Source organism: Lysinibacillus sp. LK3 (genome assembly GCF_001043675.1).
GTDB lineage: Bacteria > Bacillota > Bacilli > Bacillales_A > Planococcaceae > Lysinibacillus > Lysinibacillus capsici.
Genome location: NZ_LDUJ01000011.1, coordinates 43,359 through 57,633, shown reverse-complemented (window position 1 = coordinate 57,633; position 14,275 = coordinate 43,359). Strand labels below are relative to the sequence as shown.

Sequence of the window (14,275 nt, the reverse complement as noted above, 5' to 3'; positions counted from 1 at the left end):
TAGTGGAAGTATCTTGAATTTTCTAAGATAAAGGGAGGAGAATACTTGATTTTAAGAGGAAGGAGCGAGAGGAATGAAAAGAATCTCGAACATGATGATTGTTCTAATATTGCTCTTTTTCCAATATGGGCAAGTTCCAGCCTCTTATGCGAATGAGCATAATGCTATTGAAGAAGGAGCGGATAGTCATGCTAAAAAGAGCCTTAACAAAAATCTAGTTGGTAATGCAAGATTCCATACAGCGCCAAATGACACAGGCATAACACTTGTAGCCTATGGAGGGGCAGGAGGGCATGTTGATATTCCAGCTGTTATTAACGGACAGCCCGTTACGATAATAGGGGAATCTTCATTTTTCAATAAGAATGTGACAAGTGTAACTATCCCTGAAAGTGTGACCAAAATAGGGGATAGAGCATTTTTGATGAATCAGATCACGACTGTGACCCTCCCTAATAGATTAGAGAGTATAGGTAATCTAGCGTTTTTTGACAATCGGTTATCGACTGTCTATATTCCTGATAGCGTAAAAACAATAGGAGCAGAATCATTTGCGAATAATCAGCTAACAGCAGTGACAATTCCAGATGGTATAACAAGAATTGAGAACAGTGTATTTTCGAGGAATAAATTAGAAAGTGTAACCATTCCCAGTAGCGTGACAAGTATAGGGAACTACGCGTTTTATCAAAATCACTTAACAACCATTATTCTACCTGATGACTTAAAGAAGATAGGGTTCTATACTTTTTATGGTAATAACCTGAAAGAAGTGACTATTCCTGAAGCAGTTACATATATAGAAGATTGGGCATTTGCCTCTAATCAGTTGCATTGGGTTTACTTTAATAGACCATTAGTGCTGCAGCCTAATACATTTAACTACCAAGGTGATAGGTTTGATGGTTGGTATAGTGATTTGGCATGGGCAAAGCCGTGGGATGGCAATATCACACAGCCAACAAAAATTTATGCAAAGGGAAATGCGTTAACATATACACTTACATTTGAGCCAAATAGCGATACAGCTATTGATGAACAGCAAATACTGGCTGGAGAAAAAGCACTTGCACCAGCAACTCCGATAAAAGATGGCTCTCAATTTATAGGCTGGTATAAAGATGAAGAATTGACTGTACCCTGGAACTTTGATACAGATGTGATAACGGGAAATATAACTTTATATGGAAAATGGGCAAAAAAACCATACACTGTTATATTTCATACAGATACAGACACAATAACAATCGAGGTATTGAATGGAGAGCTATTAGCCAAGCCATCAGATCCAACGAAAGTTGGCTATACATTTGCAGGTTGGTATAAAGACGAAAAGCTGATGATACCGTGGAACTTCGAGATCGATAAAGTGACAGAGAGTATGACGTTATATGGAAAATGGCTAACAAATGAATACATCATTACCTTTTATACAAATGGAGGGACGTTAATTTCTCCTGTGACAGCTAAGTATAATGAGGTAATAGATGAACCACTGTTCCCGACAAAAACAGGTTATAAATTTGTAGGCTGGTATAAGAATGAAGAGCTGACCAAACCATGGAGCTTCGATACTGATAAAGTGGCAGAAGATACAGCACTTTACGCGAAATGGGAAAGGGTAACTGTACATTATATTCTGGACTTTGCTTCAAATGGTGGAAGTGCTATATCGCCCCAAAGGATTACTGCTAATACAACCGCAATGCAACCAATCAACCCAATAAAGGTAGGCTATACATTTGCAGGTTGGTATAAAGATGCTCATTTCACAAAAGTCTGGAATTTCCATACAGATATAGTGACAGCTAATACTACTTTATATGCAAAATGGCAATGGCTAGCAAACGATTCTTCAGGTGGTGGAGGAAATTCGTCCCCAACACTAACAGAGCCAGAAACGACAGAGCCAACCTTATCTGAAAAACCAGAACCTAAACCTGAAGATCAAGCTAAGCCACAACCAACCGAGCCAACACCCCAAACAGAGGCAAACATTACTTTCTCAGATATTCCTCAGGGCCATTGGGCATGGACGATGATTCAGGAGATGGCAAGGCAGGGCATTATTACAGGCTATCAAGACGGCACCTTCAAGCCAAATGCACCAATTCAGCGCCAGCATGTTGCCCTAATGTTAACCAGAGCATTAGAGCTAGAACCGAAAAAAGAGGCGTTTATATTTAAGGATATTCCTGAAAGTCATCTCTATTTTGAGGAAATTAAGCAAGTGCAACAAGCAGGGCTGTTTGATGGCATAGATGGAAACTTCCAACCAAAAACTAATATGACACGTTCACAAATGGCCAAAGTATTGGTAGAGGCTTTAAACTTAACAGCCCATAAGAAAGAAACATTTAATGATGTATCTGCTACTCATTGGGCATACAATTATATTGCTATTCTTGCGTCAAACGGTATCACAATAGGTGATCAAGGTAATTTTAGACCTAATGATGCTGTTACACGGGCAGAATTCGCAATCTTTTTATATAGAGCCCTCTCTCAATAAGAAAAAATCCCATCACTGGTGTGATAAGACTACCAATGATGGGATTTTTGTATTTACCTAAAAATAATTAACATTCCTCAATAGTGGGAGTAAATAATTACCTTTAAGATGAAGAAGAATTATTTCATTTTTAAAGAAAGGAGAGACTATATGAAAGCAAAAAGTGTTAGATATGGAATATGGTTTACACTATTTATCTTCATGATGTTAGTGAAAATCCCTTTTACTTTTGCTAATGAAGCTGATTATGATGTGGAAGATAGCCCTGATGGATCGATAACTATAAAGACATACACAGGTACTGGCGGAGACATGGTAATTCCTCATCAAATACAAGGGAAAATCGTAACAGGGATAGACGCTTGGGTGTTTACTAATAAAAATCTGACAAGCCTCATGATACCAGAAACAATAACAACAATTGGTGCTTATGCTTTTTATCAAAATCAGTTAACAAGTGTGACACTGCCAAGTAATCTAACGAACATTAGTGATGGTGTATTTTCCTTAAACCAACTAACAAATGTGATACTTCCAAATAATCTAAGTAGTATCGGAAATTATGCATTTTCTGGAAATTTGCTAGAAAGCGTAGATATACCTAAAAGTGTTATTAGTATAGGAGATCATGCATTTTCAACGAATGATATTGTCAATGTGAAAATTCCAGAGGGTGTAAAAATAATAGGGTCAAATGCATTTGCAAGGAATGATATTGAAAGTTTAGAGATACCAGAAAGTGTGAAAAGCATTGGAGATGAAGCCTTTTCAAATAATTACCTAAAGGAAATCATTATATATTCTAAAGATGTTGAAATAGGTGATGATGCTTTTATAGGGCATAGTCCTAACCTTGTTATTTATGCTCCAGAGAATTCTTCTGCAAAAGAGTATGCAGATAGGTTGAATATAAACTTTCAAGGTATAAATTCTCCAGATCCTGTCAATGAAGCGGATTATGAGTGGACAAAAAATAGGGATGGGTCAGTAACGATTAGAGATTACATAGGTACTGATATGGCAATAACCATTCCAAGTCAGCTAGATGGCAGGGTAGTAACAGCAATAGGTAGTGGAGCATTTGGTGAAAAAGGTCTTACGCAGGTAATTATACCAGACAGTGTAACAAGCATTGGAGATGTGGCATTTGCAGAAAATCAATTAACGTATGTGAAACTACCAAATAACCTTAAAAAGATAGGTGAAGGTGTATTCTTTACAAATAAACTTACTGCTATAGAAATACCAGATCAAGTTACTCAAATTGGCTCATATGCATTTTTAGATAATGCACTTGCTACAGTTAAGCTGCCAAATCAACTTAAGACAATTGGGGATTTCGCATTTATGGAGAACCAATTAACAAACATTGAGTTACCAGCAACTTTGGAGACTATAGGAGAATGGGCGTTTTCAGATAATCACATAACCTCTTTAGTAATACCTACTAGTGTCGTAAGTATAGGAGCGTATGCATTTGCTACCAATGAACTTTCAAATGTAACGATTCCCTCAAGTATAACAAGTATAGCGGAAAGTGTATTTCTCGATAATCAGCTTACAAGTATAGAGATTCCTAGTAGTGTAACGAATATTGGTAGATGGGCCTTTGGGAAGAATAGACTTAGTAGCATCGAAATTCCTAAAAATGTAATGACTGTAGAGGATAATGCCTTTAATGACAATAATCTTAAACAAGTGAAAATATTATCGGATGCAACGATTCTTTTAGAAGATATTTTTAATGCAAATCCAAGTAATTTAATTATTTATGGTCATGATGCATCGACTGCTCAAGCCTATGCCAATCAAAATAATCACCAGTTCGAGTTACTTACTTATCAAATTATCTATCATGGAAATGGCTCTGAACAAGGAAATCCACCAGTAGATATGAATATGTATCCAAGAAATACTCCAGCAACGATCTTAGATAATATAGGATCTTTAGAAAAAACTGGCTATACATTTGATGGTTGGAACAGCACTAACGTAGGAGATGGTATAGATTATACAGTCAATAGCATTGTTGATATTGAAGAATCCAATCTTGCCTTGTATGCGAAATGGAAAGCAAATTCATATGTTGTCACATTTAATACAAATGGGGGGACAGCAATCAATCCTATTACAGTAAATTATAAGGCACTAGTAAGTAAACCAGTAATTCCTATAAAACCAGGGTATACATTTTTAGGCTGGTATAAGGATGCTCAATTCACCACACCATGGAATTTTACAACGGATATGATAACACAAAATACAACCTTATATGCAAAATGGGAAAACGTCGTCGCACAGTATACGGTGGATTTCGAAACAAATGGAGGAAGTACAGTAGCATCACAGAAGGTAACAAAAGATACCTTAGCAACAAATCCAGTAAATCCAACAAAGGCAGGCTATACATTTACAGGCTGGTATAAGGATATTGAACTGACGATACCATGGAATTTTTCTAAAGATGTAGTGAAGTCCAATATCACCTTATATGCCCATTGGGTAAAAGACGGTTCATCGGGTGGTGGAGGAAGTATATCTCCGAATCCATCCCCAATACCAGAGCCAACCATACCTGAAAAACAAGAACCTAAACCTGAAGAACAAAAACCTAAACCTGAAGAACCAATTGATCCACAACCAACAGAGCCAGATATCATCTTCTCAGATATTTCTCAAGGACATTGGGCCTGGGCGATGATTCAGGAGATGGCAAAGCAGGGCATTATTACAGGCTATCAAGATGGCACCTTCAAGCCAAATGCACCAATTCAGCGCCAGCATGCTGCCCTGATATTAACAAGAGCATTAGCGCTAGAACCGAAAAAAGATGCGCGAGAATTTAACGATATACCTAAAAGCCATCTCTATTTTGGGGTAATCGATCAGGTGCAACAAGCAGGTTTGTTTGAAGGCATAGATGGGAACTTCCAGCCAACTACGAATTTGACACGCGCTCAAATGGCAAAAGTATTAGTTCTTGCCTTTAATTTAACTTCATCGAATAAAGATACTTTCGAGGATGTGCCAAAAACACACTGGGCACACAACTTTATCGCTATACTTGCAGGAAATGGGATCACAATTGGAGATAGTGGCAACTTTAGACCAAATGATCCTGTAACACGTGCGGAGTTTGTAACATTTTTGTATAGAGCTTTGCATCAATAATTAAAAACCTCACCAATGGCTATCCATAAAGCTTTTGGTGAGATTTTTTTGTTCAAATTATTAACATTACTCAATAGTGCGTAAGGATGTAAATTATTATGCTAATAGAAAAGGAAGTGTTTCTATTGAAAATCGTTCGTCTTGCCTTCTTCATATTATTCTTAAGTTTAGCTTTTGTATCGATTAAACTTTCAATTAAAACGGATGAAAGGAATTATGATTGGCGTAATAACTCTGATGGTACAGTGACAATTATTCATTATAATGGTCCACATATTGAGTTTCCCTTTCCAAGCCGTTTAAATGGCAAAAAAGTTGCTAAAGTAAGCTCAGGAATTTTTGAGAAAAGGGATATTTACAGCTTTTTACCGAAAGTTTATTAGTTAAAGACGTACCCTGTGTCAAAAAAAGAAATGTATTGTCTTTCTCATCATTTTCTAATTAGACTTTCACCACTTGTATCGTATACGATGAAAAGAAAAGGTGAAGGACGGATTCGACATGACACATCGAATTTTAATTATAGAAGATGAAGAGAATATTGCGAGAGTGCTACAACTGGAGCTTCAATTTGAAGGATATGAGGCAGCAATGGCTCATACAGGAGCAGAAGGCTTACTACAATACCGTGAGCAGCAATGGGATTTAATTTTACTTGATATCATGCTACCTGAGATGAGCGGTATTGATGTGCTAAAGCGTATTCGTGCAACAGAATCCCAAACACCTGTTATCATGCTAACTGCTAAAAGTGAAGTAGAGGATAAGGTAAAGGGCTTGGATTTAGGAGCCAATGATTACGTGACAAAGCCTTTTGAAATTGAGGAGCTACTGGCACGAATTCGCAATGCACTACGGTTTTCGCAGAAGGTAAATCCAAAGCAAGTTGCACTTACATTTGGCCATTTATCGATAAACGAGCAAACAAGGGAAGTTGTGTATTTTGATAAGGAAATTCAGCTGACACCTCGTGAGTATGATTTGTTGTTCTATTTACTAAAGCATCCTAAACAAGTACTGACAAGGGAGCAAATATTAGAGGCTGTGTGGGGCTATGATTATTATGGGGATACAAATGTTGTGGATGTTTATATACGTTATGTACGGCAAAAGCTTGAGGCTGCTAATCCAGCACCTCTTATCCAAACAATTCGCGGTGTTGGATATGTGCTAAAGGAACATAGTTATGAGACTTAAAACAAAAATTCATCTACTAACAACATTACTTATGCTAGTTATTATAGTGGCAACAAATAGTGGAATTTATTTGTTGTATGAGAAATTTGCCTATGATACGGAATATAATCAGCTCCAGTCACGGGCAAATGATTTAAGCTCTACACTGAGTCAGTTAAATGCACAAACCAACCTACAGCAAGTATTAAGAGCTTATATGCCAACGGATGGTGCTGTTTATATTTATGATGGTGAACGCTTGAAAACAAAGGTTCAAGCTACCCTTGAAATGCAAGAAGTCCCTGCCATTACCTACACTATGCCTGCTATTTGGATCGACGGAACGGTAGTGGACATAACATTACAGCAATCTATGGAAGAAGTAGAACGGACATTAGATTTGTTAAAGGTCATCTTAGTTGTTGTATCTGTCGTTGCAACGATTCCAATTTTCCTAGCGAGCTTGGTACTTGGGCGACTTATTTTATTACCGCTAGAACGTTTAAATGAGACCATGCGCAAAAGTGCATCTACTGGGAAATATGAAAAAATAGATACTACAGAAAAAGGTGGGGACGAGTTAATAAACATTAACCGCACTTTTAATATAATGATGGAGAAGCTTGAACAACATTATCAAAAGCAACAAGAATTTGTATCAAATGCCTCTCACGAGTTAAAAACTCCTATAACTGTCATTGAAAGTTATGCAAAACTACTCCTAAGAAGGGGTTTTGATAATCGTGAGGTTGCTCAGGAATCCTTACAGGCCATTGCCAATGAATCATCTCGTATGCATGAAATGGTGTTGCAATTGCTAGAGCTAGCTAAAAACAAAGAGCTATTGGACGTTCATTTCGAACAACTAGAGCTTGCCCCTTTCTTAAATAAAGTAGCTTCACAAATGGAACAGGCTTATCATCGAACATTTAGAATTGATGCGCAGATACCAAAATTTATTTATAGTGATGAAAAAATATTGAAGCAACTACTTTTTATTTTGCTGGATAATGCTAGGAAATATAGTGAGGATGAAGTACGTATTCAAGCCACTGAAACAACCAACCATGTACGTATTACCATCCAAGATTTTGGTATTGGTATTCCAGTCGAGCATATTCCTCATTTGTTTGAGCGTTTCTATCGTGTAACAGAGGATCGTAATCGTAAAACAGGTGGTTCAGGGCTAGGGCTAGCAATTGCACATGAACTGGCACAACGATTAGGTATAACGATAGATGTGAAAAGTAAGCTAGGGGAAGGCTCAAGCTTTACTTTATGTATACCAAAGGAGGGACAGCAATGAAAAAGTGGATGTTAGTAATTGTTGTTATTATCCTTCTTTGTAGTGGAGTAATTTGGTTTGTTCAACATCGTTATTTTTACGTTCAACCTCTTAGTGAAGCGCAGGCTATTCGGCATATTGAGACTATCTACAATGGTCATGTTACACAGGTTGAAAAACAAGGAAATACCTTTGAAATGCTTTTTACGCGTGACGATGTCAAGTATGCAGCTATACTCGATGTTACGACACAACAGGTGACTGATCTAATCCTGAAAGAAGGACATAGTAAATTACTTTTAACAGAAAAGCAGATCAGACAAATGGTTAAAAAGGAATATGGAGATATAGAAAGCGTTATGCTTACAGACTCCATTTACACTGTACGTGTTGAAAATGAGGAAATTCAAAAGGATTTAACGTTTGATGGTTATACTGGCGAACTACTGGCTGAGAAAAAGGTTGAGCCACAAGAACAACCTATCGAAGAGCCTATTATTACTGAGCAACAGGCCATTCAAATAGCTCTTAAGCAATTAAAGGGTGAAGTGGATTCAGTTGATTTTGAAGAAACCCCAGAGGGTGGTTACTATTTAGTTGAGATTGAAACGCAGGAGGACGAAGCTACATTTCAAATTCATGCTGTTTCAGGAAAAGTACTGTCTGTAACATGGGATGACGATCATTAAATCATTCTCATGAAATTCTAATGTTTCTCTTATAGTTCTATCATCTTCACTTGGTAAGCTAAGTTTAGATAAAACAAAGGAGAGATGAACATGAAAAAAATGATCATGATTCCAGCACTAGTAATTACACTGGGAGTGGGTGCAGCGATTGGCTCGACGACTTTATTATCAGGAAATGCCCAAGAAAAAAAGGTCTTATCCATGCAGGAAATTGAGAAGAAAGCTCTAGCGGTAGTGGATGGTACAGTTGCCAATATCGAGTTTGACCAAAATCAGTTTAGCTCTATTTATGAAGTAGAGGTGTATACAGATACAGAAGAATATGATTTAAAATTTGATGCTTATAGTGGAAAATTGCTCAAGCAGAAAAAGGAACGTCTAGATGACGATGATTGGGATGATCATATTCCTGCTACGACTGCTACAACAAAAATAATTACAAAAGAGCAGGCTATCAAGACAGCCCAAACAAAAGCAAAGGGTAAAGTGACAAAAATTAAGCTTGATGATGGTGTATATGAAATTGAACTGAAAGACGGTCAATATGAATACGAAGTAGAAGTGGATGCAGTCTCTGGGAACATTATCGACTTTGAACAAGGCTTTGATGACTAATATAATGAGCTGTCTTGAAGGTAGAATATACCTTTAAGGCAGTTTTTATTGTTTATATTGTGGGTATTTACTAGGTATTCAGGAAATTTTCTTTAAGAAGCGATTATTTATATGTTCAAAAAAAGCCTATGCTTTTACTCAAAAAAGAGAAAAATTTTCTTCTTTACTTTTTCAATTAGCAGGCGTAATATGACATCATTATAAAAGTTTCAAATTTCTAAATCGCTGAAGCAACTAAACGCGGGGGAACCAATTTTGATGGATGGCATAGCCATTCTTGGGGTGAATCTCTTCCTTGTGGAGGAGTAGGGCTACTCAGGCCCGAATCCGACAGCTAACCTCGTAAGCGTTAAGAGCAGAAAAGTGGAGCTTGGCAGACGGATGAGCGTCTACAAGTCTTATTTAGTGATGACTTGTAGACGTTTTTTGATGTTATTTAGAAAGGCGAAACACATTCTATGAAACTAGAAGGTGTTTATCAATGAAATCCTCATTCAAACGTTATGTAATCGGCAAACCATTAAGATCCGATGCGTTAGGGGAACAAAAGCTAAGTAAAACAAAGGCATTGGCCATATTATCGTCCGATGCGTTGTCGTCAGTAGCCTATGGACCAGAACAAATTTTAATTGTCCTGATGACGGTAGGTACAATGGCGTTTTGGTATTCTTTACCTATTGCCGCTGGAGTGGTTATTCTACTCGTGGCACTGATTTTATCCTATCGTCAAGTTATCTTCGCCTATCCACATGGGGGAGGCGCCTATGTCGTATCTCGAGAAAATTTAGGCGTGAATGCAGGTCTTGTTGCTGGGGGTTCTTTGCTTGTTGATTATATTTTAACGGTAGCAGTAAGTGTGTCGGCCGGGACAGATGCCATTACATCTGCATTTCCAAGTCTTCATGCTTATAATGTACCCATTGCTATTATATTTGTGATTTTCTTAACGATTTTAAACTTGCGAGGTGTAACAGAGTCAGCCTCTATCTTGGCGTACCCAGTTTATCTATTTGTAGGCGTTATGCTGTTGCTAATCGGGATTGGGCTCTATAATGTGGCAACTGGACAGGTGCCTGCAGAGCTACATCCAAAGATTGGCACACCAGTGGCAGGGATTAGCCTATTTATTTTATTAAAGGCATTTGCTTCAGGAAGCTCAGCGTTAACAGGAGTAGAGGCTATTTCTAACGCCATACCTAATTTTAGAAATCCTGCTCCAAATAATGCTGCTAAAACGCTTTTAGCAATGGGTGCCATTTTAGCCGTTTTATTCATCGGGATTGTTAGTCTAGCTTATTTTTATGGCGTTGCACCAACAGCAGAAGCAACAGTCGTTTCCCAACTAGCAGAAGCTAGTGTTGGTCGGAATTTTCTTTATTATATTGTACAGGGCACAACGGCAATGATTTTAGTACTTGCCGCAAACACAGGATATTCAGCATTTCCCTTGCTTGCTGTAAATTTATCGAAGGATGGTTTTATCCCACGAATCTTCCAAATTCGTGGGGACCGTCTTGGCTATTCAAATGGTATTTTAATGCTAGGTATTGCAGCCATTTTTTTAATTATACTTTTTGACGGGGCCACAGAGCATTTAATTCCGCTCTATGCAGTAGGCGTATTTATTCCCTTTACATTAGCGCAAACGGGAATGATGAGAAAATGGTGGCGCGAAAAACCTAAAGGCTGGGTAGCAAGATTTACAATCAATACAATTGGAGCTGCTATCTCTTTCATCGTGGCAATGATGTTTTTTGTGACAAAAATGCCTCAAGTATGGCCAGTGTTTATCTTTTTACCAATTATTATTTTTGTATTCCATCGCATTAAGCAACATTATCAAGCTGTTGGAGAACAGTTAAGATTAAATCATGAGGAACTGGCTACTATTGAGGGGAATGTTTTCATTGTGCCAGTAGCTGGTATAACAAAGGTGGTTGAAAACTCCCTACATTATGCCAAATCACTTAAGGTTGATAAAGTGATAGCCTTTTACGTAGCTTTCGATCAAGCAGATGCAAAAGCTTTTGAAGAGAAGTGGAACGCCTGGCAACCTGATGTACGATTAGTTACCTACTATTCACCATATCGCAGCATTACACAGCCATTAATTAAATTTATTGATAAAGTAGAACATCAATGTACGAAGACAGGTCATAAAGTTACAGTTGTTATCCCTCAATTCTTACCGAAAAAAGGGTGGCATCATATGCTACACAACCAATCGAGTCTTCTCATTCGTACATCACTGTTATTTCACAGAAATGTCGTCATTATGACAGTACCGTTCCATTTATCAAAATAATGCTAGCAAGCTAGAAAATAGTCTGTTATAATCAGTACGTTGATTGAAAACACGAACGTTTACAATTAAAAAGTTCCAGAATACCATTAAATTCCGAAAAATCAAACTTTTTTTGGTGAGAGATAGTAGCCCTTACCGAATAAAGTGATAAATTGGTTATTCTGATAGTTTCATACAAATCCACTCATATAATAGCGAGAATAGGGCTCGCAAGTTTCTACCGATTTACCGTAAATGAATCGACTATGGGTAGCAATGCTTTTAGAGAACTTCAATTTTAATGATGTTTTCTATTCATTTCGACGTTTTTGCGCTGAATGCTTTGCTCCACTCGTAGCAGAATGGAATCAAAGTATTCAGCGTTTTTTTATAATTTTTTACGAAAGAAGGATATGAAAGAAATGAAGTTATTACAAGACAAAATTATGCAAGAGGGTAAAGTATTATCTTCATCCGTATTAAAAGTTGATTCATTTTTAAACCATCAAATTGATCCGATGCTAATGAAGGAAATTGGTCATGAATTTGCAAATCGTTTCTCTGATCAAGTGATTACAAAGATTTTAACAATAGAATCTTCAGGTATTGCCCCATCCGTGATGTTAGGCTTAGAAATTGGCGCGCCTGTCGTGTTTGCTCGTAAACGTAAATCATTAACTCTTTCAGATAACCTTTATTCTTCAAAGGTACATTCATTCACAAAAAATGAAACAAATGAGATCTCTGTCTCACGTAATTTCTTAAGCGAAGATGACAATATTTTAATCGTAGATGATTTCTTAGCTAATGGTGAGGCTGTCAAAGGCTTACTTGATATTGCTGCACAAGCGGGTGCGAATGTTGTAGGAGTTGGAATTGTTATTGAAAAGGGCTTCCAAGATGGCGGAAAACTATTGCGTGAGCAAGGTGTTCGCGTTGAGTCATTAGCAATAGTAGATTCTCTTGAAGATGGTAAAGTAACATTTGCTACGGAGGCTCGCGCGTAATGAATACCTTTAAATCGACTGCGCTAGCGATTCAACATTTACTTGCAATGTATGCTGGAGCCATCTTAGTGCCACTGATTATCGGTGGGGCAATTGGCTTCGATTCAACACAAATGACGTATTTAGTAGCGATTGATATTATGATGTGCGGGATCGCTACACTTTTACAGGTTTATTCAGGTAAATTCATTGGTATTGGCTTACCTGTAGTACTTGGCTGTACATTCACAGCGGTAAGTCCAATTATTGCGATTGGTACAAACCCAGAGCAGGGTATTACGGACATTTATGGTTCTATTATTGCCTCTGGTGTAATTGTAATGATAATTGCGGGCTTCTTCGGCAAGCTTGTGAAATTCTTCCCACCAGTCGTAACAGGATCAGTTGTTTCAATTATCGGTATTTCCTTATTACCAGTAGCATTAAACAATATGGCAGGTGGACAAGGTGCTGAGGATTTTGCCTCTGCTTCTAATGTAGCTTTAGCCTTTATTACATTGGTTATCATTTTAGTCGTTTATCGCTTTTCTACGGGCTTTGTTCGTGCTATTTCAATTTTAATAGGATTAGTAGTAGGTACTGTTTTAGGTGCTTTCATGGACAAGGTGGATTTCACCCCAGTTGCAGATGCTAATGTATTTCACATGGTACAACCTTTCTACTTTGGCATGCCAACATTTGATGTAACGGCGATTATTACCATGACACTTGTAGCAATGGTATCTTTAGTAGAATCATCTGGTGTCTATTTTGCGCTAAGTGATATTTGTAATAAAAAAATAGATTCAAAAGATTTGGCTCGTGGCTACCGTTCAGAAGGTCTAGCTTCAGTAATCGGTGGTATTTTCAATGCCTTCCCATACACAACATTCTCACAAAACGTGGGACTAACTCGTATGTCAGGCGTTAAGGACCGTAAAGTCATTTACATCACAGGTGGTCTACTTGTAGCATTAGGCTTCCTACCAAAAATCGCAGCATTAACAACAATTATTCCAACGTCTGTACTAGGTGCGGCAATGCTTGCGATGTTCGGTATGGTGATTACACAAGGTATGGGAATGCTTGTACCTGTTATGAATGAATCAGCGGAAAACGCAATGATTGCAGCGATTGCAGTAAGTTTAGGTGTCGGTGTATCCGTTGTTCCTGGCATTTTTGATGCACTGCCAACAAGCGTTTCAATCTTAACGTCAAATGGTATTGTTTGTGGTTCAGTCACAGCGATTATCCTAAATATTTTATTCAACATGATTGGGCCTAAGCATAAAAAAGACCCGATGCACGGGGAAGTATAAAAAGATAATTAAATAACATTCATCTAAATATTTTACATATTTTGATGAAAAGAAAGTGATACCTACTTTTATCTATTGATTTAGATTTGAGGAGGTGTCACTTTTTTGTTGTTATGGATTGTATGTTTTAAACTATAGATTATGATTTTAGTTAAAATTTGTTCCGTTAAAATAACTTTAGACTGTCATAAGGAATGTTTAACATTAGACTAAAAGGGAATTTAAAATAGAGTTGTTG

10 protein-coding genes and 2 riboswitches are annotated in these 14,275 nt (G+C 37.5%); all 10 genes read left to right on the top strand.

Translation table 11 applies throughout. The features are described from left to right. Nucleotides 1-73 precede the first annotated feature (73 nt). Nucleotides 74-2,512, top strand: a complete 2,439-nt coding sequence (locus tag VK91_RS06800; RefSeq protein WP_048391925.1) for an InlB B-repeat-containing protein — start codon at nt 74-76, stop codon at nt 2,510-2,512. 150 nt (nt 2,513-2,662) lie between these two features. After that, nucleotides 2,663-5,683 (top strand): leucine-rich repeat protein, encoded by a 3,021-nt coding sequence (locus tag VK91_RS06795; RefSeq protein WP_048391924.1) that lies wholly within the window; start codon nt 2,663-2,665, stop codon nt 5,681-5,683. A gap of 98 nt (nt 5,684-5,781) precedes the next feature. Beyond that, nucleotides 5,782-6,066, top strand: coding sequence for a hypothetical protein (locus tag VK91_RS06790; protein ID WP_048391923.1), 285 nt, complete (start codon nt 5,782-5,784; stop codon nt 6,064-6,066). Between the two features lie 118 nt (nt 6,067-6,184). Continuing rightward, nucleotides 6,185-6,880 carry a response regulator transcription factor gene (locus VK91_RS06785; RefSeq protein WP_048391922.1) on the top strand — a complete coding sequence of 232 codons (696 nt, stop codon included), beginning with the start codon at nt 6,185-6,187 and terminating at the stop codon, nt 6,878-6,880. Further along, entirely contained in the window at nt 6,870-8,165 is a 1,296-nt protein-coding gene (locus VK91_RS06780; protein ID WP_048391921.1) for a HAMP domain-containing sensor histidine kinase, read from the top strand. Before VK91_RS06785 ends, VK91_RS06780 begins: the two co-directional genes overlap by 11 nt. Continuing rightward, nucleotides 8,162-8,833 carry a PepSY domain-containing protein gene (locus VK91_RS06775; RefSeq protein ID WP_048391920.1) on the top strand — a complete coding sequence of 224 codons (672 nt, stop codon included), beginning with the start codon at nt 8,162-8,164 and terminating at the stop codon, nt 8,831-8,833. The genes VK91_RS06780 and VK91_RS06775 overlap by 4 nt, the downstream gene beginning before the upstream one ends. A 90-nt stretch (nt 8,834-8,923) precedes the next feature. Further along, nucleotides 8,924-9,448 carry a PepSY domain-containing protein gene (locus VK91_RS06770; protein WP_048391919.1) on the top strand — a complete coding sequence of 175 codons (525 nt, stop codon included), beginning with the start codon at nt 8,924-8,926 and terminating at the stop codon, nt 9,446-9,448. Nucleotides 9,449-9,661: 213 nt separating this feature from the next. After that, nucleotides 9,662-9,811, top strand: a riboswitch (cyclic di-AMP (ydaO/yuaA leader). Between the two features lie 118 nt (nt 9,812-9,929). Beyond that, nucleotides 9,930-11,753, top strand: coding sequence for an APC family permease (locus tag VK91_RS06765; protein ID WP_048391918.1), 1,824 nt, complete (start codon nt 9,930-9,932; stop codon nt 11,751-11,753). A gap of 164 nt (nt 11,754-11,917) precedes the next feature. Continuing rightward, nucleotides 11,918-12,019: riboswitch (purine riboswitch) on the top strand. A 135-nt stretch (nt 12,020-12,154) separates the two neighbouring features. Next, nucleotides 12,155-12,739 carry a xanthine phosphoribosyltransferase gene (locus VK91_RS06760; protein WP_048391917.1) on the top strand — a complete coding sequence of 195 codons (585 nt, stop codon included), beginning with the start codon at nt 12,155-12,157 and terminating at the stop codon, nt 12,737-12,739. Beyond that, nucleotides 12,739-14,037 carry a nucleobase:cation symporter-2 family protein gene (locus VK91_RS06755; RefSeq protein WP_048391916.1) on the top strand — a complete coding sequence of 433 codons (1,299 nt, stop codon included), beginning with the start codon at nt 12,739-12,741 and terminating at the stop codon, nt 14,035-14,037. Before VK91_RS06760 ends, VK91_RS06755 begins: the two co-directional genes overlap by 1 nt. Nucleotides 14,038-14,275: the final 238 nt, after the last annotated feature.